This is a genomic window from Paenibacillus alkaliterrae (assembly GCF_021532375.1).
In the GTDB taxonomy this organism is placed as follows: Bacteria; Bacillota; Bacilli; order Paenibacillales; family Paenibacillaceae; genus Pristimantibacillus; species Pristimantibacillus alkaliterrae.
Genome location: NZ_JAKGAP010000083.1, coordinates 1 through 25,616, shown reverse-complemented (window position 1 = coordinate 25,616; position 25,616 = coordinate 1). Strand labels below are relative to the sequence as shown.

22 protein-coding genes and 2 pseudogenes are annotated in these 25,616 nt (G+C 46.1%); 7 read left to right on the top strand and 17 right to left on the bottom strand.

Annotated elements, in window-relative coordinates; all coding sequences use genetic code 11:
- Positions 1-142: 142 nt before the first annotated feature.
- From mqo to L1N85_RS23790, 3 genes are all read right to left on the bottom strand, one after another.
- Positions 143-1,660 carry a malate dehydrogenase (quinone) gene (gene mqo / locus L1N85_RS23800; protein WP_235241524.1) on the bottom strand — a complete coding sequence of 506 codons (1,518 nt, stop codon included), beginning with the start codon at positions 1,658-1,660 and terminating at the stop codon, positions 143-145.
- 595 nt (positions 1,661-2,255) lie between these two features.
- Complete coding sequence (locus L1N85_RS23795) at positions 2,256-3,236, bottom strand: aldo/keto reductase (RefSeq protein WP_235241523.1); 981 nt, start codon at positions 3,234-3,236, stop codon at positions 2,256-2,258.
- A 125-nt stretch (positions 3,237-3,361) separates the two neighbouring features.
- Positions 3,362-4,540, bottom strand: a complete 1,179-nt coding sequence (locus tag L1N85_RS23790) for an MFS transporter (protein WP_235241522.1) — start codon at positions 4,538-4,540, stop codon at positions 3,362-3,364.
- A gap of 471 nt (positions 4,541-5,011) precedes the next feature.
- On the opposite strand from L1N85_RS23790, the gene L1N85_RS23785 reads away from it, so the two are divergent.
- Positions 5,012-6,826 (top strand): family 43 glycosylhydrolase, encoded by a 1,815-nt coding sequence (locus tag L1N85_RS23785; RefSeq protein ID WP_235241521.1) that lies wholly within the window; start codon positions 5,012-5,014, stop codon positions 6,824-6,826.
- A 99-nt stretch (positions 6,827-6,925) separates the two neighbouring features.
- Here the strand turns inward: L1N85_RS23785 and L1N85_RS23780 are convergent, their stop codons facing one another.
- From L1N85_RS23780 to L1N85_RS23765, 4 genes are all read right to left on the bottom strand, one after another.
- Positions 6,926-7,942 (bottom strand): SDR family oxidoreductase, encoded by a 1,017-nt coding sequence (locus tag L1N85_RS23780; RefSeq protein WP_235241520.1) that lies wholly within the window; start codon positions 7,940-7,942, stop codon positions 6,926-6,928.
- A gap of 98 nt (positions 7,943-8,040) precedes the next feature.
- A complete protein-coding gene (locus L1N85_RS23775; protein ID WP_235241519.1) occupies positions 8,041-9,021 on the bottom strand; it encodes an aldo/keto reductase in 981 nt (326 codons plus the stop codon).
- Between the two features lie 21 nt (positions 9,022-9,042).
- Positions 9,043-10,092 (bottom strand): NAD(P)-dependent alcohol dehydrogenase, encoded by a 1,050-nt coding sequence (locus tag L1N85_RS23770; protein ID WP_235241518.1) that lies wholly within the window; start codon positions 10,090-10,092, stop codon positions 9,043-9,045.
- 116 nt (positions 10,093-10,208) lie between these two features.
- Positions 10,209-10,595 (bottom strand): MerR family transcriptional regulator, encoded by a 387-nt coding sequence (locus L1N85_RS23765; RefSeq protein ID WP_235241517.1) that lies wholly within the window; start codon positions 10,593-10,595, stop codon positions 10,209-10,211.
- Between the two features lie 658 nt (positions 10,596-11,253).
- Here L1N85_RS23765 and L1N85_RS23760 point away from each other — a divergent pair.
- The gene (locus L1N85_RS23760) at positions 11,254-12,555 is read left to right on the top strand and encodes a hemolysin family protein (RefSeq protein WP_235241516.1); all 1,302 of its coding nucleotides are present in this window, start codon (positions 11,254-11,256) and stop codon (positions 12,553-12,555) included.
- 35 nt (positions 12,556-12,590) lie between these two features.
- On the top strand, positions 12,591-13,667 hold the full coding sequence (locus L1N85_RS23755; RefSeq protein WP_235241515.1) for a hemolysin family protein: 1,077 nt from the start codon (positions 12,591-12,593) through the stop codon (positions 13,665-13,667).
- A 137-nt stretch (positions 13,668-13,804) separates the two neighbouring features.
- Here L1N85_RS23755 and L1N85_RS23750 read toward each other — a convergent pair whose 3' ends face one another.
- Entirely contained in the window at positions 13,805-14,641 is an 837-nt protein-coding gene (locus L1N85_RS23750) for a helix-turn-helix transcriptional regulator (RefSeq protein WP_235241514.1), read from the bottom strand.
- Between the two features lie 146 nt (positions 14,642-14,787).
- Between L1N85_RS23750 and L1N85_RS23745 the strand changes: the two genes are divergently transcribed.
- Positions 14,788-15,915: a glycoside hydrolase family 88/105 protein gene (locus L1N85_RS23745; protein ID WP_235241513.1), complete on the top strand. Its 1,128-nt coding sequence runs from the start codon at positions 14,788-14,790 to the stop codon at positions 15,913-15,915.
- A 262-nt stretch (positions 15,916-16,177) separates the two neighbouring features.
- Here L1N85_RS23745 and L1N85_RS23740 read toward each other — a convergent pair.
- The 3 genes and pseudogenes from L1N85_RS23740 to L1N85_RS23730 all read right to left on the bottom strand — a co-directional run.
- Positions 16,178-16,485 (bottom strand): annotated as a pseudogene (locus L1N85_RS23740) (MFS transporter); the annotation flags it as partial.
- 34 nt (positions 16,486-16,519) lie between these two features.
- Positions 16,520-17,170 (bottom strand): class I SAM-dependent methyltransferase, encoded by a 651-nt coding sequence (locus L1N85_RS23735; RefSeq protein ID WP_235241512.1) that lies wholly within the window; start codon positions 17,168-17,170, stop codon positions 16,520-16,522.
- Between the two features lie 50 nt (positions 17,171-17,220).
- Positions 17,221-18,252: a hypothetical protein gene (locus L1N85_RS23730; RefSeq protein WP_235241511.1), complete on the bottom strand. Its 1,032-nt coding sequence runs from the start codon at positions 18,250-18,252 to the stop codon at positions 17,221-17,223.
- Between the two features lie 233 nt (positions 18,253-18,485).
- On the opposite strand from L1N85_RS23730, the gene L1N85_RS23725 reads away from it, so the two are divergent.
- Positions 18,486-19,136, top strand: coding sequence for a hypothetical protein (locus L1N85_RS23725; RefSeq protein WP_235241510.1), 651 nt, complete (start codon positions 18,486-18,488; stop codon positions 19,134-19,136).
- Positions 19,137-19,153: 17 nt separating this feature from the next.
- Here L1N85_RS23725 and L1N85_RS23720 read toward each other — a convergent pair whose 3' ends face one another.
- Entirely contained in the window at positions 19,154-19,747 is a 594-nt protein-coding gene (locus L1N85_RS23720; protein WP_235241509.1) for a class I SAM-dependent methyltransferase, read from the bottom strand.
- Between the two features lie 241 nt (positions 19,748-19,988).
- Between L1N85_RS23720 and L1N85_RS23715 the strand changes: the two genes are divergently transcribed.
- Both L1N85_RS23715 and L1N85_RS23710 read left to right on the top strand, forming a co-directional pair.
- A complete protein-coding gene (locus tag L1N85_RS23715; protein WP_235241508.1) occupies positions 19,989-20,222 on the top strand; it encodes a hypothetical protein in 234 nt (77 codons plus the stop codon).
- Positions 20,223-20,330: 108 nt separating this feature from the next.
- Positions 20,331-20,645, top strand: coding sequence for a hypothetical protein (locus L1N85_RS23710; RefSeq protein WP_235241507.1), 315 nt, complete (start codon positions 20,331-20,333; stop codon positions 20,643-20,645).
- Positions 20,646-20,733: 88 nt separating this feature from the next.
- Here L1N85_RS23710 and L1N85_RS23705 read toward each other — a convergent pair whose 3' ends face one another.
- From L1N85_RS23705 to L1N85_RS23685, 5 genes and pseudogenes are all read right to left on the bottom strand, one after another.
- Positions 20,734-22,104 (bottom strand): glycosyltransferase family 4 protein, encoded by a 1,371-nt coding sequence (locus L1N85_RS23705; RefSeq protein WP_235241506.1) that lies wholly within the window; start codon positions 22,102-22,104, stop codon positions 20,734-20,736.
- 3 nt (positions 22,105-22,107) lie between these two features.
- On the bottom strand, positions 22,108-23,241 hold the full coding sequence (locus tag L1N85_RS23700) for a glycosyltransferase (protein WP_235241505.1): 1,134 nt from the start codon (positions 23,239-23,241) through the stop codon (positions 22,108-22,110).
- A gap of 362 nt (positions 23,242-23,603) precedes the next feature.
- Positions 23,604-24,563, bottom strand: a complete 960-nt coding sequence (locus tag L1N85_RS23695; protein ID WP_235241504.1) for a GDP-mannose 4,6-dehydratase — start codon at positions 24,561-24,563, stop codon at positions 23,604-23,606.
- Positions 24,564-24,923: 360 nt separating this feature from the next.
- Positions 24,924-25,127 (bottom strand): annotated as a pseudogene (locus L1N85_RS23690) (hypothetical protein); the annotation flags it as partial.
- 171 nt (positions 25,128-25,298) lie between these two features.
- Positions 25,299-25,616: helix-turn-helix domain-containing protein (locus L1N85_RS23685; RefSeq protein ID WP_235241503.1), on the bottom strand; the 318-nt coding region annotated here is incomplete at its 5' end.

Sequence of the window (25,616 nt, the reverse complement as noted above, 5' to 3'; positions counted from 1 at the left end):
GTCCCAGAAAGGTGTTGACTGGCAGTTTACCACCAATGAAGCAAGAATCAAACTAAAACGCCTTTACCCACAGTTTAAGGATTGATTAGGTACTAGACTGCCGCTGAGATAAAGAATGGCTTTCAAATCAAAACTTCGTTATTTATGATACGGTTCGGCGTGCTATCTGTAACGGCAAGTTTTCGCTTAGACCAAGCGTCTGCGCTGTTGAAATATGATTTTCACGGATAAGCTCTGGGTTTTTCAACAGTGACACGCCATAAGAAGGAATCATTTCTATAATTTTCGGCTCCCACGCTTTTATATGTTGCGGGAAGCATTTTTTTATTACCTCAAGCATGACGGAAACGGCGGTAGAAGCACCCGGAGAAGCGCCGAGCAATGCTGCTATCGAGCCATCAGCGGCACTAATCACTTCCGTACCAAATTGAAGCGTACCTTTGCCGGCAGCAGTATCTTTAATAATTTGCACACGCTGGCCCGCTACCACCAATTCCCAATCCTCGCTTTTGGCGTTCGGGACAAATTCCTGTAAAGCTTCCATGCGGTTTTCTTTCGATAACATAACTTGCTTGATCAGGTATGTTGTCAATGGAACGTTTTTGACGCCTGCCGCCATCATAGTTACGAGATTATCCGTTTTTATGGAAGTTAACAAATCAAACATGGAACCGAATTTTAAAAACTTTGGTGAGAAGCCTGCAAACGGTCCAAAGAACAACGATTCTTTCTTTTCGATAAATCTTGTGTCAAGATGCGGGACAGACATGGGAGGAGCACCAACCGGAGCTTGTCCGTATACTTTTGCACGATGCTGCGCTACAACATCCGGTTTATCACACACCATAAATAGTCCGCTTACCGGAAATCCTCCAATACCTTTTCCTTCAGGAATACCGGATTTTTGCAGCAAATGCAGGCTTCCTCCCCCGCCGCCGATAAAGACGAATTTTGCAGTATGGCGGCAGGAGGTACCGCTATCGACATTCCGCACTTTCAATTCCCACGAGCCGTCGCTAGTACGTTTAATATCATCAACATTATGTTTGAATTTTATATCGACGTTATTACTCTTTAAGTGGGTAAACAATATGCGCGTTAAAGCGCCAAAGTTGACATCAGTTCCAGATTCGATTCTTGTTGCCGCTATAGGCTTATTCAATGTCCGGTCTTTCATCATAAGTGGAATCCATTCCATCAGTTTTCCCGGGTCATCGGAAAATTCCATCCCTTGAAACAGGGGATTGTTAGACAGCGCTTCAAAACGTTTTTTTAAAAATGTTACATCTTGTTCCCCTTGTACAAAACTCATATGAGGCACTGGCACGATAAAATCCCGCGGATTACGTATCAGATTGCTGTTTACAAGATAAGACCAAAATTGTTTTGAAACCTGATACTCCTCATTAACTTTTATAGCTTTGCTAATATCTATGGACCCGTCCGGTTGTTCGACGGTGTAGTTAAGCTCGCACAGTGAAGAATGCCCCGTTCCCGCATTATTCCATTCGTTAGAGCTTTCCTCTCCTGCGTTTGCGCGCCTCTCCAACACTGTAATTTCCCAGTCAGGTACTAATTCTTTCAGCAGTGACCCCAAAGTTGCACTCATGATTCCGGCACCAATTAAGATAACGTCTGTTTTAATTTGTCTGTCGCTCATTTTTACCGTCCTTATATCTACGATTTGCAGAAAGGATGTAGGCAATTAGGCGCCTCAGCAAGTCAGGGCGCGACCTAGTCACACATCTTTTCTGGAACAATATAACCCTATCATAGTTTATCACTATTATTTATAGATTAAAATACTTGTATATGTCCTTGTACCTTTTTTTTAGTTTTTTTCACAGTCCAACAGAAGGATGCTTCCACATAATATCACCCTTAGAATAAATATCCTTTAACATTATTCGTGTGACCCGTAAGATAGTCTGTGTATTAGGTTAGAATCAGGTGAATTGACGGGAAATCTCTAGTTCAACTTATATAGCATGGTACTGACCACTTCCTCACGAATTGTTTTTCTTTTTTATTTCCTCGATTCGCCTTCGTACCTCCACGTTATTTGAGTTCAAACTTTCTGACAATAATACTCATTTAAAAACTCAAAGTCCTACCCCTAGCACTTTCTTTACGAAGTAATATTTTTTTAAAAACGTTGCGAAATCGAAATACAAGCAGGCCCATGCGCTATCGCATGGACCTCTCTCATTTAACGCTTAGCCTATCTAAATGATTTCATAATCAAGGAACCGCTATTACTGAAATCCAATCACGGGGTGAGGAACATACGGCTCTTCCAGCAACGCCATTTCTTCAGGCGTTAATCGAATCGAAAGCGCAGCCACCCCGTCTTCGAGATGAGACATTTTCGTAACCCCAATGATCGGAGAAGTAACAGGCTCTTTGTGCAACAGCCAGGCAAGCGCGACTTGGGCGCGGGGAACGCCGCGTTGTTCTGCAATTGCCGCAACCCGCTCCACGACCAGCCGATCGGCCTCTGCATGCGCATCGTATTGGGCTTTCTGAACTTGGTCCGTCTCGGAACGATGAGTCGTTTCCTGCCAATTACGCGTCAATCTTCCTTTTGCAAGGGGGCTGTACGGAATGACGCCGATTTTCTCTTCCTTACAAAGCGGCAGCATCTCCCTCTCCTCCTCACGGTATAAGAGGTTGTAATGATCCTGCATCGATACAAACCGGGTCCAGCCATTTTTCTCGGCTGTATGCAGCGCCTTCAGAAACTGCCAGGCATACATGGCTGAAGCGCCAATATATCTTGCTTTCCCCGCCTTCACAACATCATGCAGCGCTTCCATCGTTTCTTCGATCGGTGTTTGATAATCCCAGCGGTGGATCTGGTACAGATCCACATAATCGGTGCCCAGGCGTCTAAGGCTGTTGTCAATTTCACTCATAATCGCCTTTCGGGAAAGCCCTGCGCCATTTGGACCTTGATGCATACGGAAATGAACCTTCGTCGCGATCACAACTTCATCCCGATTTGCGTATTCTTTCAGAGCCCGTCCAACAATTTCCTCACTCGTTCCATCTGCATATACATTTGCCGTATCAAAAAAATTGATGCCTAACTCAAGCGCTTTTTTAATGATAGGACGGCTGTGCTCCTCATCAAGCACCCATGGATGAACCCACCTCTCTGCTACGCCAAAGCTCATACAGCCAATGCAAAGACGGGATACATCCAAACCGGTATTTCCAAGTTTCACATATTCCATTTGTCTGAACTCTCCTTTCTAGCTTAAACCGCCCATAACGGGATGCGGCATGTGTCACAAAGCTTCTCCTCCTCTCTCCGATCATAGAAGGAGTGTACCGTCTGGAGTTAACTCCATGTCATTGCCTAACCTCCCCGGGAAAGAGAACTGTTGTTTAGAGAGCTTGGCCGATTATCCTGCAGCAGACGCTTCACAAAAAACGTGAACATCAATAAGGATACCGCTACGGATACCGCGCCGACCGTGAACAAAGCCTGGTAGCCCATAAACTGGGAGACCCCGCCCAGCATGATCGCGCCAAGTCCAATGCCGAGATCGGTAGCCGTCAATAAAGAAGCATTGGCAACCCCTCTGCGATCCGGACGGGCAAGACGTATGGTCGCCGCTTGAAGAGCCGGCTGCGCGGAGCCGAAGCCGATCCCGTACAGCACCGCCGATACGATCACGCCGAACAATCCGGTCGAGAAGCTTAAAGCGATCAAAGCCGAAATCGTAATCAGAAGGCCCGGTACAATGACAAACGTCTCGCCGAACCGATCCGCGAGCTTTCCCGAAAGGGGACGGCTCAGGGCAAGCGTTGCGGCATAGGCCAGGAAGAACGCGCCGGAATTGACCTCAATCGAGTCGGCGAACAGCGGGATAAAAGCGGTAATGCCGCCATAAGCGACTGTCAGAAAAAAAACCGAGACCGTGACGGGTAAAACCGATTTTTCGAATAATTCGATTTTCCGTGAATCTGATTGCGGCTTGAAAGGCATTTTCGCACCCATCGTCAGGAGCAGTGCCGCGGCAGACAGTCCGGCAGCGATGAGAAATAAAGCGTGATAGGACAGGTTCTGCACAACCCAGATGGCAAGCAGCGGACCGATCGCCATCGCGACAGTCATAGCCGTGCTAAACCAACCCATGCCTTCGCCCCGGCGGGCGGATGGAATAATATCCGTCACCGCCGTGAACACCGCGGTTGTGGAAACGGCCCAGCTCATCCCATGCAGTATTCTGAGTCCCATCAGCACGAGGATTCCGCCGACCCAGTCATACATATACATCGCCACGGTGAAGAGAAGCAGTCCCCAGATGATAAACGGACGCCTGCCGAACCGGTCCAGCAGTCCGCCGACAATCGGGCGAAAGATAACGGCAGACAGCATGAACGCGCCCGACGCCAGACCGATCTGCGCTTCGCTGCCGCCGATCTGCTTGACGAACAGCGGCAGTGTCGGAAGCAGCAAATAAAATGCGGTGAACAGGAATAGCATCCCAACGGTCATGAGAATAAACGACTTCGTCCATAGGCGTTCCACGTTTAAATCCCCCTTAAATTTCTGGCCTTCTTAGCGATTTTTCTTTTCCGACGACCGCCTGTTCGTATCTTCCAATTTTATAATGTTCATGCGAGTACACCTCCCGATATCTGATATTATCGCACTTGGAGTGAACTCCAAGTCAATAGGTTGTGAGTTACAAAGTCGACGCCCGATATAGCATTTAGGAATAGCTGCCTTTCGTGTATCTAATTCCAGAAAAACACTTGATTTTTAAACTTTCGATCAATTTAGATACATCAAAAGCAGTTATTTCATGAATATCGCCGTTTTCATCGCAATTAAATACATGAAAAGCATCTAATCAACGCTTATGAATAAACACTCCTTTACGAAAACAGTAAAAAACACAATAAGTCAGTTTTTTATTGCAATAATCTATTGCATCGCCCTGAACAGGCAACTATACTTTTTATGCATATCGTATATCGCAATGAGGAGGACTTTATCTTGACAGTACACAAAGACAAATACTCAGGTTACCTTCTGGTCCATTTCATCGGGGAACAGCCTGACGGTGAACAGGTCTATTTCTCTTATAGCGAGAACGGCTTGCACTGGAAAGATCTGAATGCCGGTTTACCGGTTCTGCGTTCCGAATTGGGGGAAAAAGGGGTAAGGGATCCGTTCATCGTTCGCACGCCCAAGGAAGATAAGTTCTATCTGATTGCCACGGATCTCAGGATTGCAAATGGAAAAGGCTGGGCCGCTGCATCGGATGCCGGAAGCCGCGACATCATCATATGGGAATCCGCCGACCTGGTTAATTGGTCCTCTCCTTGGTCCGTCACGATTGGCGTACCGGGAGCCGGCTGCGTCTGGGCTCCGGAGGCTGTTTATGACGATGCAACAGACGATTTCTTGGTGTTCTGGGCTTCCGCCACACAGGAGCCGCAGGAGAAAGAGCGAAAACAAAAAATCTATAGCGCCCGCACCAAAGATTTTCGCAATTTTACAGCGTCTGAAAAGTATATTGAGCGGGAAAATCATATCATTGACACCACAATCATTGCCCACAACGGTACCTACTACCGTTTTTCCAAGGATGAAACGACTAAGAATATTCGGGTTGAAAAAGGCACATCGCTGGAAAAGAACGCCTTTACCGATCTGAGCGCCCCCGCTTTGGAGGAATTGTTAGGCGTGGAAGGTCCTCAAATCTACAAGCTCAACGACAGTGAGGAGTGGTGCCTTATTGTGGACCGCTTTGCAGAAGGCAAAGGTTATCTGCCTTTGCTGACTTCTGACCTCGAGAGCGGCATATTCCGGGTTCTGCCGGAAGGATCTTTCGATTTAGGGGAAAACAAGAAACGCCACGGCGGAGTAATGCCGATTACCAGCGATGAATGCAGCCGCCTTCTTGCGGCATTTGGAGACGGCCATCAGATGATGCCCGGTCAATTCGCCGACCCGGATCTGGCGAAGTTCGGCGACCGCTATTATCTTTATCCTACAACGGATGGATTTAATGGCTGGTCGGGCACACAATTCCATGTGTTCTCATCGGCTGATATGCGCATTTGGCGAGACGAAGGCATGATTCTGGATCTTGCGTCGGAGGATGTCCCCTGGGCTGTCGGCAGTGCTTGGGCTCCGGCCATCGCGTGCAAAGACGGTAAGTATTACTTCTATTTCTGCGGCAAAATGAAAAACGGAGAAAGCGCCATTGGCGTTGCGGTTGCAGAGACTCCCGCAGGTCCGTTTCGCGCTCAGCCCCAACCGCTCATTACGATGGAGCTTACAAGGCAGCTTGGACTCGCCATGGGCCAAGCTATTGATCCATCCGTCTATATGGAGGAGAACGGTGCGGCTTACCTGCTGTTTGGAAATGGACAGCCTGCAATCGTTCAGCTCGGCGATGATATGATCAGCGTCATAGCGGACACGATGAAGAATCTGGAAGGCTTGCACGATTTCCGGGAAGCGGTGACTGTTCTTAAGAAAGGCGGACTGTATCACTTCACATGGTCCTGCGACGACACCGGCAGCGAGGATTACCACGTGAACTATGGCACGGCGGAGCAGCTTTACGGACCGGTAACTTACCGTTATCCTGTCCTTGCCAAAAATAAGGATAAGGATATGCTAGGCACAGCTCACCATTCGATTCTCCAGGAGCCCGGCACGGATAAGTATTGGATAGCTTATCACCGGTTTGTCACGCCGTTGACCCGGTTTACGGAAGGAAAAGGCTACCACCGCGAAGTATGCATAGACCCGCTCACTTTTGGCCATGACGGCCTGATGCAGCGGGTACAGCTGTAGTGTTGATTCGTAAGCGTAAGTAACCAACTTTATGAAGCAGGCCCAAGCGAAGCGCTTGGGCCTGTTTTGTGTATGAACGTATATCTGAGGAGCTATCCATTAACCTCTAATCTTGGCAGCTGCCGACTCCAACGCGCCGACGACCTTATCGCACCACGTGTCGAATTCCTCATCCGCTTGCTGCAGCTCAGGATGCGCAAGCACATAATCGATTGTTTGCTTAATGCCCTGATCGAACCGGATCGTCGCCGTGAATTCAGGCACGAGCCGCTTCAGCTTCGCATTGTCGAACACGACGGAATTGGCCTTGTCGCCAAGCAAGCCGCCCTTGAAATCGTAGGGACTGCAGGCATCGAGGAAGGCCGACGATACATGCACAGCGTTCAGCTTCACGCCAAGCGCGCTGGAGATTGCTTCGTAGATTTGATTCCACGTCAATGTCTCGTCCGATGTAATATGTACAGATTCTCCGATGGCGTGAAGGTTGCCCATCAGACCGATGAAGCCTTTGGCAAAATCGCTGTTATGCGTCATCGTCCAGAGCGAAGTGCCGTCCCCGTGGATAATGACCGGCTTCCCTTCCAGCATTCGCTTGGCTGCCTGCCAGGAGCCTTTATTGCCGTGCACGCCAAGCGGAATGGAACGTTCGCTATACGTATGGCTTGGCCTCACAATAGTGATCGGAAAGCCATGCTCGCGATACTGCCGGATCAAATACTCCTCGCACGCGATTTTGTTGCGGGAATACTCCCAGCACGGATTGGACAGCGGCGTTCCCTCCGTAATCCGGTAGTCCGACAACGGCGTCTGGTAAGCGGAAGCCGAGCTTATGAACATGAATTGCTTCGTCTTATCCTTGAACAGCCGGTAATCCCTCTCCAGCTGGGAGGGCACGAACGCAATGAAATCGGCGACAACGTCGAACTCCAGCTTCTCGATCAGCCCCGCGACGAGCTCCTCATCGTTAATGTCAGCTTGAAGGACGTGAACGTTCGGCGGCAACGCCTCGTTCCGGCTGCCGCGATTAATGAGGTAAAGCTCACAGCCCTGCTCCGCCAGCTGCTTCGTAATCGCCGTGCTGATCGTACCCGTTCCCCCGATAAATAACGCTTTCATTTGTTCCTCCACCTCCGTGAATATATGAGCATACATGTCTACGATAACACGCTTGCGCGGCGGAAAACAATGGATCCGGTTATTCGGATCAGGCGCGGTTACTGGTAACCAACGATTGCATGAGGAACGTACGGCTCTTCCAGCGACGCCATTTCTTCAGGTGTCAGCGTAATCGAGAGCGCAGTAACCGCATCCTCAAGGTGAGAAAGCTTCGTAGCGCCGACGATCGGAGCTGTTACCGGTTCCTTCTGCAGCAGCCAGGCAAGCGCGATCTGAACGCGGGGAACGCCGCGGTTTGCCGCGATTGCCGCAAGCCGCTCCACGATCAAGCGGTCGGTATCGGCCGTCGCATCGTATTTCGATTTGGCAGCCTGATCGGTTTCGGAGCGGTGTGTGGTATCCTGCAAATCGCGCGTAAGCCTTCCGCCTGCAAGAGGACTGTATGGAATGACGCCGATTTTTTCCGCCCTGCATAGAGGCATCATTTCCCTCTCCTCTTCCCGGTAGATGAGGTTGTAATGGTTTTGCATCGACACAAACCGGGTCCAGCCATTTAGCTCGGCCGTATGCAACGCCTTAAGAAACTGCCAGGCATACATGGCGGACGCGCCGATATATCTCGCTTTTCCCGCCTTCACCACGTCATGGAGCGCCTCCATCGTTTCTTCGATAGGGGTATGGTAATCCCAGCGGTGAATTTGATACAGGTCCACATAATCGGTTCCCAGCCGTTGAAGACTCTTATCGATTTCGCTCATGATCGCTTTTCGGGAAAGCCCAGCGCCATTGGGTCCTTGATGCATGCGGAAATGAACCTTCGTCGCGATCACAATTTCATCCCGATTGGCGTATTCCTTCAGCGCCATCCCGACGATTTCCTCGCTTGTACCGTCCGAATACACATTAGCCGTATCAAAAAAATTAATGCCCAGCTCCAGCGCTTTTCTGATCACGGGACGGCTGTTCTCCTCGTCAAGCACCCACGGATGAACCCAGCGCTCCGCCACGCCAAACCCCATACAGCCGAGACACAGCCGTGATACGTCCAATCCGGTATTTCCAAGCTTCACATAATCCATTGCGCACACTCCTCAAAGTTTTTATGTAGGGCCCAACAATGTTGACATGTCTGCAACAAAGCGATAGCGAACGTCGCCTCGTTTGACCCGATCCCAGGCCCGCTCCATCTCATCGGCGCGAATCCTCTGAATCCGGGGAATGATGTGATGCTCGGCGCAGAACTCCAGCATTTCCTGCGTCTCTCGTACGCCGCCCAGGCTCGAACCGGAAATGCTGATTCTCGGCTGAATCGAGAACGTTTGGCAGCATATAGGCTCCCTGGGCATACCGACGTTGACAAACGTTCCCCCGACGCCCAATAAAGATAAATAAGCGTCCATGTCGAGCTTCGCAGATGCCGTATTTACAATAAGATCGAAGGAGCCGGAAAGCTCTGTGAAAACTGACGGGCTGTATGCCGCATAAAAGCGCTCGGCTCCAAAACGTATGGCATCTTCCCGCTTATCGTCATTCCTGCTGAACACGGTTACATTCGCGCCCATCGCGCGGGCGAATTGGACAGCGAGATGTCCGAGTCCGCCCATTCCGACAATGGCCACCTTCATGCCGGGACCGGCGTTCCAGTGCTTGAGCGGAGAGTAGGCCGCGATGCCCGCTCCCATTAACGGAGCGGCTTCATCAAGAGCGATCGCATCGGGGATGCGCATCACATATTCCTCGTCCACGACAATCTGCCCGCTGTAGCCGCCATATGCGGGGTTTCCTTCATCATCCAACGAATTGAAGGTATAGACAGCCCCTCTCTTGCAATATTGCTCTTCTCCGGACAAACAGTATTCGCACATCCGGCAGGAATCGATCACGCCCCCGACTCCCACGCGGTCCCCGACCGAGTAAGCCAACACATGAGGGCCGACAGCCGTGACGATACCGGCAATTTCGCGCCCGGGCACCATGGGGAAAAGCCGTCTGCCCCAGTCGCCTTCCCCCTGATGAATATCGGAACGGCAGATGCCCGTGAATTGAATGGCGATAAGCACATCACGCCCCCGGAGCTCCCGACGTTCAATCTCGGTACGTTCAAATGAAGAACCGGCGCGCGCAAGGCTAAGACCATGCGTTCGGATCAACGCGAACCCTCCTCTCACTGAACTTACAAGGATTGTACATGCTGGAGTTAACTCCAAGTCAATAGTCTAATCGTTCCGGATAAAGACCGGTGATTCAACCAGCTATGCAGACTTAACTAATTGAACGGCCTTCTTTGCAGCTTATCTTTTGCATAGGTCCACTGTTCGTATCTATCGATTTTCGTATCCAACCTCTCCAGCGTGCTCTGCATCTCCTCTAACCTGACCGCGAGCTGCTTGCGCTGCTCGATCAAGAGCTCCTTTCTTGTCTGAAGGGTTTCATCACCCAGCTGATACAGCGCAACGTACTCGATCAATACTTCGACCGGGAGCCCGACATTACGCATACATTTGATAAATTCGACCCACTTGCAGTCTTCTTCCGTGTAATCTCTAACCCCGCCTTTCGTGCGGTTGACTCGCGGCAGCAGTCCGACTCGTTCATAATAGCGGAGCGTATCCTGTGACAGCCCGAATTTTCCTCCTACTTCTGAAATGTTCATGCCCCTACACCTCCTGATATCTGCTATTATGGCACCTGGAGCTAACTCCAAGTCAATCCTTTTTCTTTCTTGTCACAAAAAAAAGAGACCAACAGGGCAGCGCTGTTGGTCTCTACTTGGCTAATAATGTACCTATAAGAATTTACTCGTACCAGTATGCCGGGATCATGTCCCGTTCCAGCTCCAGCAGCTCCTTGATGATCATATCTGCATCATTGATGGAATTGACGAGCGGATCAAATAAATCAGTTCATTCGACGAAATTAGGTACACTAAAAGCAGCTATTCCAAAATGCTAGCGATCTATCGGACTTTGCTGCTGCGAAATAAGTTAGCCCTGCCTATTTCCGCACACATAAATTTGGGGTACGATGCCATGCTTCTTGAAAACGTAAAATTATACCGCCCATAGCCTGCCTCTACGCGTACGCCGTCCGGTGGTTGCTCCACTTGTCACTAATATGTAAAGGCAATAAAGACGGTAGCCTTGAAAATTATGTTATACTTTTTAGGAATATGAATGACACTCAGCGGGGAGGGGACAGCATTCCTTTTGCCAAAATAAATTGAATCAGCTGAATACTCTGTTTACGCTAAGCAAACGATATATAGACAAATGTACATAACTTGGAGGTGAATCCCTCAAGAGGGGGACAATTTGGAAATTATAACCGTTATAAATCTGTTCATACTTGCCTTATTGATTGTGTTGACTGCGTTTTTTGTTGCATCTGAATTTGCTGTTGTTAAAGTCCGTATGTCCCGAGTTGATCAATTGATTGCAGAAGGGAATAAAAAAGCGGTAATCGCAAAAAAAGTGGCGGGTAATCTCGATTATTATCTATCCGCCTGCCAGCTTGGTATTACGGTTACTGCTCTTGGACTTGGAGCCATCGGCAAGCCCGCTGTTGAACAAGTGATGTACCCGGTATTTGATTATTTTAACGTATCGGAATCAAACGCTTCGATTGCATCCTATGCCATTGCCTTTATACTCGTAACGTTTCTTCACGTTGTCGTTGGAGAAATGGCACCTAAGACCTTAGCTATACAATTTTCAGAAAAAGTCACCATGCTGCTTGCAGCACCGCTGTATTGGTTCAGTAAGATTATGTATCCATTTATTTGGTCATTAAATGGTACATCACGTGTGCTTCTCCGTTGGATTGGTGTCAAACCTGCCGGGCATGAAGATGTTTACTCGGAAGACGAATTAAGGATTATTATGACTCAAAGTTTCCACGGCGGTGAAATTAATCAAACCAAACTGGCATTCATGGAAAATGTATTTACGTTTGATGAACGGGTTACCAGGGACATTATGGTGCCGCGAACGGATCTTATTACTCTTGATAAGAATATGAATGATGCCGATATCGTCCGCATCTTTGATGAAAACAATTACACACGTTATCCTGTAACCGAAGAAGACAACAAGGACCGGATTATCGGCGTTGTAAATGCAAAAAAGATGCTGCCTCATATTGTAGCTGGAAGACAACGCAAGCTCGAGGAATTTACCCGCAGTCTCCCTATCGTATTTGAATTCACGCCAATCCATGAAGCTATGATAAAAATGCAACAGGAAAGAGTGCACATGGCGTTGGTCATTGATGAATATGGAGGCACATCCGGCATCCTGACTATGGAAGATATATTAGAAGAAATCGTTGGTGAAATCCGCGATGAATTTGATGCAGACGAAATGGCAGACATCCAGAAGACTGGCGAACATGAGTATCTGATCAACGGACGTGTACTCCTCGATGAACTTGAAAAACAGTTTGGTTTCGAATTCGATAACCGGGGAGAAATGGATACAATAGGGGGCTGGATTCAGTACCGGAAAGGAACCACTGTTCGTAACGGGGATCAGATCAAGGAAAATAACCAAGTATGGACAGTGAGAGATACAGATAACCTCCAGATTAAACAAGTCGTTTTAAGAAATATAACCTAACTTTTGGAGGTGAATCCCTCTTCAGGGAGAAATAATTGGACGGAATAATCGTGTTAAACTTATTTCTTGTAGCCTTATTTATTGGACTGACTGCCTTCTTCGTCGGTGCCGAATTCGCAATTTTGAAAGTAAGAATGTCTAGAATTGATCAATTAATCGCAGATGGACATAAAAAAGCAGTCAGGGCAAAGAAGGTTGCGCAGAATTTGGATTATTACTTATCTGCTTGCCAGTTGGGGATTACGATTACTGCGCTTGTGCTTGGTGCTCTGGGTGAGCCGACGGTTGAAAAAATGCTGCATCCCCTATTCGAACGATACGAAGTGCCGGATGCCATATCAACCGTTCTCTCTTATGTCATTGCACTAGCGATCATAACGTTCCTTCATGTCGTCATTGGCGAGCTGGCACCGAAGACACTCGCGATACAATTTGCTGAAAAAATGACACTGTTATTGGCTCCGCCTCTTTACTGGTTTGGTAAAATCATGTATCCGTTTATCTATATATTGAATGGCGCAGCCAATGTTCTCCTTCGTATATTTGGCATGAAGCCTGCCGGCCATGAATCCGTTCATTCCGAAGAGGAACTGAAGTGGATTGTGGATCAGAGTTACGAAAGCGGAGAAATAAATCAAACCGAATTGGCCTATCTGAAAAATATATTCGCGTTTGATGAACGCATCCTGCGAGAAATTATGATTCCAAAAGACCAGATCATTACGGTCGAAAAAGGGATGCCGCTCTCCAACATTATTGACGTACTGGACGAGCACGATTACACCCGGTATCCTGTAACTGAAAAGGATCGTCCTAACGATATCATAGGCTTTATTAACACAAAAGAAATGCTGACAAGCATTGCAGCCGGAAGAAATTGCAACGTGCATGACTGTCTTCATGACATGCCTCGTTTCCCAGAACTTTCATCAATTAAAGATGTGTTGATAAAAATGCAGCAAAGCCATGTGCACATGGCCATCGCAACCAATGAATTCGGTCATGCAACGGGACTCGTTACAATGGAGGATATACTCGAAGAAATCGTTGGCGATATTCGAGATGAATCAGACAGTCACGAACTACCTGGCATAGTAGCAATTACGAAGTAAAATCAAAGTATCAATAGCTGGACATTATTAGAGAGGAATTGTAATTAGAGCCCTTTCCTCTCCCTTTCCCCATCACATAAATCGCGATTTATTACTATTGTTCGGCTTTGCAATGATGTAAGGCAATCATTTACGTACTACTTGCCGTTTCTATAAAATAACGGAGCATGCCCGGTGACTTGTTTGAACACTCTGCCGAAATGCGTAACACTGCCGAAGCCTACATTTTTAGAAATAAGGTTGACTTTCATAGAGGATCGCAGCAGCAGTTTTTTTGCTTCCTTGATTCTAACGCTGTTCAAATACTCTACGAAAGTAAAGCCTGTCGCTTCTTTAAAAAAACGGCTTAAATAATAGGGGCTGACATAAAACTTCTCGCCCAGCAGATGTAGCGACAGCTCCTCCATATAATGGTTGTTAATGAAACGAACCACTTCCGAAATTCTTTCATGCATGGGACTTGGAAATTCGGGCGGCTCCAGGCTGTTTTGTTTCACATGCCGGCAGCAAATAATGAGAAGCTGCAAAATTAAAGTCTGCGCATACATTTCGAAGCCCGGCTTCTTCTCCAGCACCTCCTGCATGATCTTGCGCGCAAGCGCCTCCACAGAACATCGGTCATGATGCGAACACGTTACGATGATGTACTCTTTCTCAAACAGCGGCTGCAGGAGGTCCATAAAGGATCCATTCACTGCCGTCATATAATCTTCGTGAATGTTTACGATGAACCGCTCATGCTTAGGCATTTCCGTATTGGTTGTCCGATGCAGGATATTCGGAGAGATAATAATGACATCCCCCTCATTAACTACCAGCGTCCGGTCCTTAATAAAAAATTCCCGTCTGCCGGACATCAAATAGAAGATTTCGTATGTACTGTGAAAATGATTGATCGGCATATGGTGACTTAGCGCCTTGCGGTGGGATACCGAGAAGGTCCCTTTGCCGTTATCGTATTGGATATTTCCCAATCTGTTCCCCGCCTCTAATCCGATTATCACTTCATTATACCCGCTTCCTTGCTAACCGCAAGATATAAGAAGAATTCGCAGCTTTCCGCAAAAAATGTACATATTTCTGTGCTAGTATAGGGTTAATAAAACCTAGGAGGAATGAAATGAATTTTTCAGAAACGAATGCCAGGCAGACATTGCAGGATACACGGACTCCCCTTGATTGGGCAGAGAAGGCTTGTGAAGCATTGATGTCCAAATTCGAACCGGAACTGCTTCCGCCGGATCGGTTCCACTATCATCAGGGTGTCTTTTTGTCTGGCATGGAGAAATGCTGGCGGGAGACCGGGAACAACAAATATTACGATTATATCAAGCGCTGGGTAGACAGCCAAATCCTCGAAGACGGCTCCATCAAAAAGTACAAACCCGACGAACTGGATGATATTCAGCCGGGGGTGCTTCTCTATAACCTGTATGAGCAAACGGGAGACGAACGATATAAGAAAACCTTGTACACGCTTGTCCCGCTGTTAAAATCATGGAAGACCAATCCATCGGGCGGCTTCTGGCACAAGGAGCATTACCCGAATCAAATGTGGCTGGACGGGTTGTATATGGCTGGGCCGATTGCTGTCCAATTCGGCAAAACATTCGGTGAAAACGAATACTATGACATGATGACCTATCAGGCGATCCTGATGGAGAAGCATACGAAGGACCCGGTTACCGGCTTGCTGTACCACGGCTGGGATGAAACCAAAACAGCGAAATGGGCTGACCCCGTAACAGGCTTGGCTCCGGAATTTTGGGGTCGCGCCATCGGCTGGTACCCTGTTGCCCTGCTGGAAATGTTCGAATACCTTCCTGAAGATCATAAGGATAAAGCAGCACTGACTGCTATCCTTCAGAACCTGCTCCTTGCCCTAATTGAATACCAGGATGCCGCCACCGGCTTATGGTACCAGGTAGTCGACAAAGTAAACCATCCGGACAATTGGCCGGAAAATTCCTGTACCGCCTTGTACGTTCATGCCATTGCCAAAGCCGTGCGCTTTGGATATTTGGATACCAAGTATCTGCAATATGCATGGAAGGGCTATCGGGGCGTGATTGATACATTGAAGTTCGATGAGAATGGCCATGTGATCATCGGCGATATCTGCATCGGCACAGGCATCGGAGATTACGCTCACTATATTGCCCGCCCGACCAGCGAGAATGATCTGCACGGCGCAGGCGCCTTTATTCTCATGTGTGTGGAAATGAGTCAGGCGCATGCAAAGATATGAGGTTATTTACGGCTCGCAATATGCTGTCAGGTGATAAAAAACTTTGGAACCACTTTTGCTGCTTCAACGTTTAGGTTTATCTTAGTAAAATTTGTGAGCAAAAATACACCGTCCGGACATGGCGCCGGGCGGTGTTTGTTAAACCAGAACTTATTCGTTCTAAGAAGAACGCCGATAAAATACCCATAAGATTTATAGATGATTTCAACAATCGCTCGCTGATCTGCCCGGTTAAACAATTATCATTAATTAATCCCCTTACTTAAGGCTGCGTTAGCTTGATTCGAAAGGAAGAGAATCTGCATTCAGAGACTGTTTTTTTTAACAAACGTTTCACAAAAAAAGTGAAAAATATCAAGGAAAACGCGACCGACACGGCGCTGACCGTGAACAATGCCTGGTAGCTCGTGTACTGGGAGACCCAGCCCAGCATGATCGCACCTAGCCCGATGCCAAGGTCATTAGCAGTCGAAATAGAAGCGTTGGCACCCCCTTACGGTCCGGATGGGCCAGACGTATCGTTGCCGCTGTAAGAGCCGGCTGTGCGGAACCGAAGCCGATACCATATAGAAAGCGTCTACGCATAACCGGGAAGCCTCGTTGTTCACCCGCTATACAAGCTTTTAAATTTTTCTTTCTGAGCGATGATTTCTGAGAATGCTTCCGTATGGCCTTTGGGAAATAAAACACCAAGACCGTAGCTATGGTCAAATTCCATATGCGGAAACACGGACTTCAGTTCACCCCATAAACGGTATACTCCAAAGTCGCCGCTCATTATTTTAATATCATGAAACAAGACGATGCCATTCGGTGCCAGCTTCGGCAGCCAAGTCAAAAAATCATGAGAAACGGCGTCATAAGTGTGATAGCCGTCAATGTGAAGGAGATCAACAGATTCGCCAGCAAAATGAACCAGAGCCTCGTCAAATTTGCTTCTAATCAAAAAAGCTGTTTCTAAAAATTCCTGTTCCGCATACTCGCTAACGTACTGATACACATATTCTCCATATTCCCCTGCATGCGGGTCCCCTTTCCAAGTATCTATTGCAAAGCATTTGGTACCAAGGCTGCCATCTTTGACAGCTTGACAGAAACTGAAGAAGGACGTTCCGCTATGTGTACCCAGCTCAACGAAAATCCCAGGCTTCATAAAGCGGACTAAATCGTAGGCAAAGCTTCGGTGTCCCGACCAAGGATTGCTGGCTGTGCTCGCGTTTTCAGAAAGAAATTTGGCATATTGAATCCAACTCATCTGCTTTCCCCGCCTTGTTTTCAAATTTTAAGGGCTTTTTGAACAGGCTCTCATATTAAATTGTTCACAAAATGTTTCAGTGCTTCTCCTTCTTTATCAAAATCAACCCTAAGCTTAAAGTTATCATACATATTTCTGCATAATGCCGAATAGCGATGTTCCTCTGAGTAGTAGAGTATTTTATTTACTATTTCTTCCGGGGATAAACCGTCGATGGCGAGGCATGTTACGCCGTCTACCATAAGCTCTTTTCCATGCTTTTCATTATAGTATTCCGCCTTTACGATCAGGGGTCGTCCCACGGCCGCACTTTTATAAACAATATGACCATACCCGTCTCCACCAGATTTGGTATGCCAAATAAAACGCGCTTTCCTCATTTTCTCTGCTAAAGGCTGGTCTCCGGTAATATAACCGTCACGACATACAATGCCATGACTCTTAAATGTCCAGTCAGGCATTAACGCTTCAACTGTTTGGAATAAATGATAATCAGGGGCGAAACCTCCATCATCGATAAAACAGTTAACGAAGGAAGAAATATAATTCCCGGGGAGAGAAAAGTCCGGATGAAAAACAGACAGATCAAATTCCTGGTGATAAAGAATGGAGTGTATGTGCTTAGGTATGGTTTTTATTACAGCGCTTGTCATCACGTTGGGTGCGATCCACTGCTGCAGCTGCCAATCGTTGCCTATTTGGAAAACAAGCTTCGGTTTACTTGGATGGGTTTGGCAAAGCCGCCAAAACGGCTCAACGTTCGCGGGCACGGATGCAATGACAATATCAACCGGTAATTCATAAAAAGCATCCAATGTGACACCTTTGTAAGTAAAACCGCTGCCGTCCTGACACATATAAATGGAGCGACTATCGTTCAGTGGCTCTCCTTTTCCGACAGGTTCAAGAAATTGCCGAATTGTGTCAGGATATTCCCACATTTTCCAAAACCCCTGCGTATGCCATTCAAGGCCGATTGGTGTAAGAAGAGTGCCTCCAAGCCGTTTTTCGAAAAGTAATAGGAGGCTTACCATAAGTGAACCGTGATGAAAATCTGTAAAAACAATTGGTTTTGTAAACATATCTTGCACCCCTCTCTTTAAGATGATGTCAATATATGAAACTATATCTTTAGTAAATGATATGAATGAATCACTTAGTTTGATTGGACACCTATCATATCAAGATCTTAAAAATATTAAACAAGAAAGATAAAAATTAGGCCTTACACATTGTCAACAAGACAAGCGAATGAATCATATGATGTTCGTAGAATTTAGAGATTATTATTACTTCTATGAAAGGAAGGATACGAATGGATGCAAATATTGTATTTATCATTCCATCAGTCATCTATTTTTCACAAAACCCACTAAGTCCTGATATTGCACGCTCAGTATTTTCACCGGAGGAACGGGCTGGACAAACCAAACAGACAATTGAATCGATCCGTTCGAAGATACCAACATCAAAGATTATCCTTATTGAAATGGGTTTGCACGAGATTTTGCCCTTTAACCTTCATGCTTTAGCGGATCGTTACGTTTATTTAGGCAACAGAGAAATGGTTAGGCCGGCTGTAGACAGCACATGCAAAGGTCATGGCGAAGCTATTGGCTTAGTGCTTGCCAACAAAGCCATCCGGTCATTTCAAGCAAAATATTACTTTAAACTGAGCGGAAGATATTATCTGGATGAAAATTTTAATATCAATCCATGGCTGTCAGGTGGAGAAGGCTTTGTTGCAAAAAAATACAATGATTCATGTATTTCTACCAGATTGTATGGATTTTCCGAAAGTTTTTATGATACTTGGAGAATTTCCATGAAGAGGGGGATACCCTATTTGGCCAGATCGGAAGCAATGGAAAGTGTTATACCTAAGGTTATATCTACGATCCGTCATATGGATCCTGTCGGTGTTTCAGGAATCCTGGCGCCGCATAATGTCGGTGTATGGGAATAAATATTCTTTGGAAAGAATTATCTTCCTTCCCTGCAAAATTGAAAGCATAATTGACCGCTTTCTATTAAACAAATATGGTTGCCCTCATTCAAACTATCGATCACGGCTTTTACGCCGGGTACTACCTGATTTCCGTAATCATGCCAGCAAATAATTCCGCCTTTTCGGATCACCCGTCGGGCTAACAAAGTGTCCAGCAAAACACCCGACTCGGAGTGATCACCATCAATAAAAATTAAATCGGCTGCAGGAAGATCAGCCGGAGTCAAATCTCGTGTTCCATTAGGCTTAACAATAAGTTGTACGCGCGGGTCATCCTTAACGTATTCTCCGGGAACTTGCGGCACCTCATTTTGCTGAATAGTTAATGGCGTCTTATAATCGAATGTTACATCGATACCGATATATTTTTCAATCCAAGGGCTATTAACAAGAATACATTTTGCCGTAGCTCCCCGTTGAATGCCGATTTCAATCACTGTTTTCGGAAGAAAGGTACGTGAAAAAGCAAGTAACGGTTCAACGTCCGATCCCGTGAAACTCGGATGTTCGCCAGTAAAAGTACCACTCCCGAAAATACTAAAAAAGGTTTCTCTACTAATTACGCTCATATCGTTTGCCTCCTTAATTGGCCGCATTCCCACATCAAGATTAGCGGCACATGAATATGTTATGCGTATTGAACCGCTAACGTTTACACCTTAACCTATGGCGATACCAATTATTTAAGAGTCCTATCAGTCTATAACACGGATATTACAACAAAGATTTGAGATTGCTATGGACAACCCAAACAAAATGAACTAGATGCACATACGATATTGGTAAAAGACGGAAAGGCAGGCATGGAACATGGGCAAACTTCAGGATTATTTTATTGCAAATAACAGTCGATTCATGATTAAGTGGTCGCACTACTTCGATATTTATGAACGCCATTTTGATCGGTTCGTTGGGAAGGAAGTCAATCTAATGGAGATCGGAGTTTTCCATGGCGGATCGCTTCAAATGTGGAAGCATTATCTCGGAGACCGAGCGACGATTTACGGGGTTGACATTGACCCGAAAGCTAAATCACTCGAGTAAGAACGTATTCGGATTGTCACTGGGGATCAAGGAGATCGGGATTTTTGGACGAAAATCAAACATTCCCTGCCGGTTTTTGACATCATTATCGACGACGGAGGACACCGTATGGATCAGCAACGCATTACTTTTGAAGAAATGTTCCCGTTGCTTTCCCCACATGGTGTTTATGTTATCGAAGACATGCATACGAGCTACTGGTCGGAGTATGGCGGCGGGTACGAACTCTCAGACAGCTTCGTGGAATATTCCAAACGCTTGATCGACAAGCTGAACGCTTGGCATTCGAGAGAACCGCGACTGACGGTGGATAGATTCACAGAGTCGGCTTGGTCGATGAGTTACTACGACAGCGTCCTCGTCATCGAGAAGAGAACTCGCGTACCGTCCTTGGCCCTAATGACAGGTTCTCCCTCTTGGTAAACTAAGTGGATTGGACGAGTGTTAGCTCCTGGCTTAACAAGCACAGGAGCTAATTATTTATTTATCGTCAAATTAGAGATTGGTATCGTCAATGCGTCTTTTTTTGAAACGACGGTTTCCTTTTCTTTCTAATTCTCATTTTTCTTTTGCGCGTCGAGCGTACTTTCGAGGATTGATTTCTCAGCCTTAAGTTTTTATTAACATGGCCGTTAAGCCGTTTTGTTTTTTTATTATTATATTTGCGCACAGGTTTTATAGCATCATGTTTTATTGTTTCATCTTTATCCATTGTAATTTTTGTTTTTTGTTCAGGTTCATTATCCTCTATCAAACTTCTGCTTAACATCCCTTCTTCTCTCTTCACGAGCGGAGCTCTGGCAGCCAATTTTCGAAATTCGGCGAGAGTACGATCTGCGACTACATTCCACTTAAACTGTTGGACTTGAATAGAAGCGCGTCTTTTGAGCCGCTCACGCAATTCAACATCGAAACATAGGGCTTCCAGTCCTTTAGAGATACTGCTTACATCATGGGGATCTACAAGTATGGCAGCGTCTCCGACCATCTCGGGCATCGAGGTGGTCGTGGAAGTAAGTACGGGAACGGCACATTGCATTGCCTCAAGAACCGGTAAGCCTGCTCCTTCGTATAACGTTGGGAAAGCGATACCGATCGCCCGGTTATAAATCTGAAGCAACTGTGATTTCGAAACACGCCCTATTAAATGAATACGATCACTCAATCCGCAATCAGCTGAAATACTGTGCATTTGCTCCCGAATATGTTCAGGGACATGATTGACGAATACAAGTTGAACATCATTGTCTTGGGCGCGTTCAACCATTTGTGCAAAGGCTTGAATCAAACTCCTCGCATTTTTACGAAAATCGGCTGGTGAAAATGCAAGAACATACGGCTTATTTTCCGGAAGAAACGGGATGGCCCGGTTTCCACCTTCCGTTAAAACGAAAAAGTCTTCACAACCGATACCAATCGTAGTAATCTTTTCATCTGAAAACCCAAACCTGATGAGATCATTTCGGGTATAATCTGAAATCGAGAACAAATGATCTAACTTGTGAAGCATCGCTAATTGAAGAAAGTATCGATGCTTTACTACCGGATTCTGCAAATAAACTTCAGGAAATACTGCTGGAATAATATCGTAAACGACAGCGGTAAATCGAACCTGCGGCAGTTGTTCATAATCGATGACTTCAGGAAATGGCATTTCCATAGGACTTGGAAAATGAAAAATATCTATATCGTTCTGAATGATAAACCGGGAGAGCTCCGCTTTGAAATCTTCACTACTCAGTCCGCTGTAATTAGGTTGAAAATAAAATAATTGCACATCTGGATGATCAAGTAAATGAGTGATATGAGAGAAGGTATAATTGCCAATCCCCTCGAAAACAGAATCATTTTGAGCAAAATTCATATCTATTCCAATTCTCATTTACTATCGCCTTCTTTCCAAATGGTGAGTCGTTACTTTGCCGCCCACCGTTAGCTCGATGGCCTGGATAAACGCTTGAGCTGAGCGATCCCAGTTCCATTTTCTTGCTGTTTCTCTAGCATGAACAGCTTTAATCCGTGCTTCCTGACGCTGGAAATATACTCTTCTCATTAACAACTGCAGTGCACCGGCATCCGCGTCAGCCCAAATTTGATCGGGACTATACAAATTTGTATAATGCAAAGGCTTTGCAGGAAGCAGTCTGTAAGGAATTAAATATCCGTTGCTGGGATTAAGAAATTCGACTTGGCTACTCCAACCTGTAGCTATAACCGGCTTCTGACATGCCATGCTTTCAAGAATTGGAAGGCCAACCCCCTCTCCCCGAGTAGGCATTACAAAGCAATCGGCACCACGATAAAATGCCGCCATCTGGTGAGGAATCATTGTCTTTGTAATGAGACGAACTCGAGGTAAATCTTGGCGGTTCGTTATGTTCTTAATCGCCTCTTCGTACCATTCAAGCGGGAACTTACCGACTTCGTTTCCAAATGTTTTGATCATTAATAAAACCGGTTCATCCGCATGAAATTCTTCCAAATACGCATTCAACAATATTTGGGGCGCCTTACGCTCGGACCATCCAAAAACGGATAAGAAGATGAAGAGATGATCGCTTTCCCCAAGCCTATCACGAGGACCTTCTGGCCGGTATAGGTCGGAATCAACACCATAAGGTGCAATAAATAGTGGAATCTTCGCCCCACCATTTAAGAAAGACTGTCTATTGAATTCGTTGGGAATGATCAGGCCGTCGAATTGATTGATGCCATGAATCATTTCTTCCGGGGCCTTTGATGTCTCCCACATCGTGCAGCTTAATGCTTTCTTAAATCGGCTCCGTTCGTGAGGATGACGATTGATTTCGATTGTCAGCAAAACCTGTTCCTCTTGAAGAGGTTTATTCTCCATGGCATGTAATCTTTGAAGCTCAGCGTCGTCCAGGCAATGATAAACTGTACCCAAAGCTTCGATTTTTACATCGATTCCGGCATCCTCCATTTTATAGGCTATCTGACGTGCGCTATTTCCAAAGCCTGTAGGCTCATAAAAGTAATTTCTAAAAACAACCTGCATGCTTCCACCTCCGAGAAATAGAATAGGTTCATTTACAAATTATGATGTGACATTGTCAAGAGACCTTACGGTGGATTGGAGCATCGAGTCATGAATCACGATCGGAAGGAATTGCTTGGGGAAAGCCTAGCGGCTTTTAGGCCACAATCGACTGCCATTTCCACCGGCCATAATCAACGCACCACAAAAACCTCGCCTCCTGATCCTTGCCTTGGAATACTTTCAAGACTATCTTATTCAGTTAAGGCAGTTGACCGTGAGGTACAAAGACCTATCTCCCCATAATTAGGTTATTACACAATTTGTATACATTATGTACAGCTCTGTTAAAGCCATTGTGCTTTAACAGAACTTGGGGTCTATTATTTTCTCAGCTGCTCCCTCCAATAATGTAAAAGATCTGCCATGGTTTGTTCAAAAGGAATCTCGGGTGCCCAGCCGGTTTTGGCGTGAAACTTCGATGAATCCCCGAGAAGAATTTCTACATCCGACGGTCGCAGACGCTCGGGATCGACTTCAATGTCTATCTTCACGTCCGAAAAGGATAAAAGGGTCTGCAGCATTTCGTTAATGGCGAATGCTTTTCCGGAGCTGATATTATAAATGTCGCCCGGATCCCCTTTCTCAAGCGCCAACCAATAAGCCTTCACAACATCGCGAACATCGGTAAAATCTCTTTTGGCCTCCAAATTCCCTACGTATAATGTAGGCTGCATGATTCCCAACTCGATTTGGGCAATTTGTTTGGCAAAATTGGAAGTGACAAAACTTTCGCCTCTCCTCGGTCCCGTATGATTGAATGTTCGGGTCCGGACAACCTTCAATCCGTAGCTTTGATAATATTGATAGCCCATATAGTCCTGAGTAACTTTGCTTACGGCATAGGGGCTGAGCGGCCGCAGAGGATTCGTTTCCTTGATCGGCGTTTCCTCCGGATATACCAAACCGTATTCCTCGCTGGAGCAAGCAATCTGGATTTTGCAGTCGATTTCGTACTTCCGAACGGCCTCAAAGATGTTTACCTGGCTTACCGTATTGTTCATCAGGGTATCGCTAGGGGAATTCCATGAAGTGGGAACAAAGCTTTGGGCGGCGAGGTGAAAAATGAGATCCGGCCGATTTTCTTTGATTAATTGATTGACGGAATGAGAATCCTTCAATTCGCATTCAACGAGAGTTAATTGATTCGAAAGATGTTTGATGTGATCCATACGGCTTCTTAGCCGATAACTTCCACTCACTTCCACATCGCCGCGGGATAACAGATACTCAGCCAAATGGCTGCCGGCGAATCCAGTGATTCCGGTAATCAATGCTTTCATGTTCTCTAACCTCCTCGAATTAATTTATTAGTATCCGCCCGTCGATGTGACAGATGTGACCGATATTTGCCGAAAACACGATCCAGCTTATGAAGCACTCTTGTCCAAGTGCTTGAGCGGTTTCCTTTCCTTTAGCGGATATGTAATCCGCGAATTCGCGAACGGTTTAAATCCGTAATAACTGCTTTCATCTTTCCTAGGAAGAAAAAAGTTTTTTGCACTTGACTGTCATAGCTGTATCAAAAAAGACGACTCAAATTCATTTTCTGAATTTTAGAGTCGTCTTTTTTATCAAGGTCTCCCAGAAAGCACACAGCCGTTATGACGGCAACGAGCTTTACTTTAGTTTCAACTGCTAGTTTAAATGGTTTTATTCGCATCTAATTGTCCGCAGCAAGAACTGGCTGCTTTCCGTGCTGAATTAGGCCGCGAGATGCTGCAGACTCCGGTTTCAGGCAGATTAAGTTTCACTTCTTGCGCTGAGCCCCAATCGCCGGCTAAAGCAGCTGCAACGCTTCTGACTTGTTCGTAGCTTGTTGCTAACAAAAAGGTTGGCGCACGTCCTCCAGCAGAATCGTGTTCTAACTCCTGCAGCTGCAACTAATAATTTGCGTCTTTTTTCAATATCTCTCCGTCTGAACATAACTCGTCGCTTTCCACCCATTCTACTCGAGCACCCCAACGATAATATTTGCATTTTGCAAGTATTAGATTAAAAGATATGGAGTAATCTCATTACCCCATAGGTGTGCAGCACATTTTTGATTTTTGCATGCTTGTGTTTAGTAACTGCAGCGAACGGATGACGGTTTCCTTCTCAAAGTCATTCATAAATGAAAACACTTCGTCCAAATAATCATTCATCATCTTTTCAATAGAACCGGCAACGAATTTCCCCTCCGTTGTGAGTGATAACAAAAACACTCTGCCATCCTCAGGAGAAGCGGTTTTCTTAACTATATAGTCGGCAATAAAGTTACGGAAAATATTGCTAGATACAGAACCTACCATATTGTATAGTATACTCAACCACTCATTGGTCGGAGGTACGAT

What these genes read in the sequence shown, in the direction of transcription:
- L1N85_RS23780 (WP_235241520.1), bottom strand. Translation starts at nt 7,942, where the DNA reads ATGAAAGCGTTATTTATCGGGGGAACGGGTACGATCAGCACGGCGATT.
- L1N85_RS23705 (WP_235241506.1), bottom strand. Translation starts at nt 22,104, where the DNA reads ATGAGAATTGGAATAGATATGAATTTTGCTCAAAATGATTCTGTTTTC.
- L1N85_RS23775 (WP_235241519.1), bottom strand. Translation starts at nt 9,021, where the DNA reads ATGGATTATGTGAAGCTTGGAAATACCGGATTGGACGTATCACGGCTG.
- L1N85_RS23795 (WP_235241523.1), bottom strand. Translation starts at nt 3,236, where the DNA reads ATGGAATATGTGAAACTTGGAAATACCGGTTTGGATGTATCCCGTCTT.
- L1N85_RS23765 (WP_235241517.1), bottom strand. Translation starts at nt 10,595, where the DNA reads ATGAACATTTCAGAAGTAGGAGGAAAATTCGGGCTGTCACAGGATACG.
- L1N85_RS23725 (WP_235241510.1), top strand. Translation starts at nt 18,486, where the DNA reads ATGGATGCAAATATTGTATTTATCATTCCATCAGTCATCTATTTTTCA.
- L1N85_RS23720 (WP_235241509.1), bottom strand. Translation starts at nt 19,747, where the DNA reads ATGAGCGTAATTAGTAGAGAAACCTTTTTTAGTATTTTCGGGAGTGGT.
- mqo (WP_235241524.1), bottom strand. Translation starts at nt 1,660, where the DNA reads ATGAGCGACAGACAAATTAAAACAGACGTTATCTTAATTGGTGCCGGA.
- L1N85_RS23695 (WP_235241504.1), bottom strand. Translation starts at nt 24,563, where the DNA reads ATGAAAGCATTGATTACCGGAATCACTGGATTCGCCGGCAGCCATTTG.
- L1N85_RS23715 (WP_235241508.1), top strand. Translation starts at nt 19,989, where the DNA reads ATGGGCAAACTTCAGGATTATTTTATTGCAAATAACAGTCGATTCATG.
- L1N85_RS23730 (WP_235241511.1), bottom strand. Translation starts at nt 18,252, where the DNA reads ATGTTTACAAAACCAATTGTTTTTACAGATTTTCATCACGGTTCACTT.
- L1N85_RS23700 (WP_235241505.1), bottom strand. Translation starts at nt 23,241, where the DNA reads ATGCAGGTTGTTTTTAGAAATTACTTTTATGAGCCTACAGGCTTTGGA.
- L1N85_RS23710 (WP_235241507.1), top strand. Translation starts at nt 20,331, where the DNA reads ATGGATCAGCAACGCATTACTTTTGAAGAAATGTTCCCGTTGCTTTCC.
- L1N85_RS23735 (WP_235241512.1), bottom strand. Translation starts at nt 17,170, where the DNA reads ATGAGTTGGATTCAATATGCCAAATTTCTTTCTGAAAACGCGAGCACA.
- L1N85_RS23745 (WP_235241513.1), top strand. Translation starts at nt 14,788, where the DNA reads ATGAATTTTTCAGAAACGAATGCCAGGCAGACATTGCAGGATACACGG.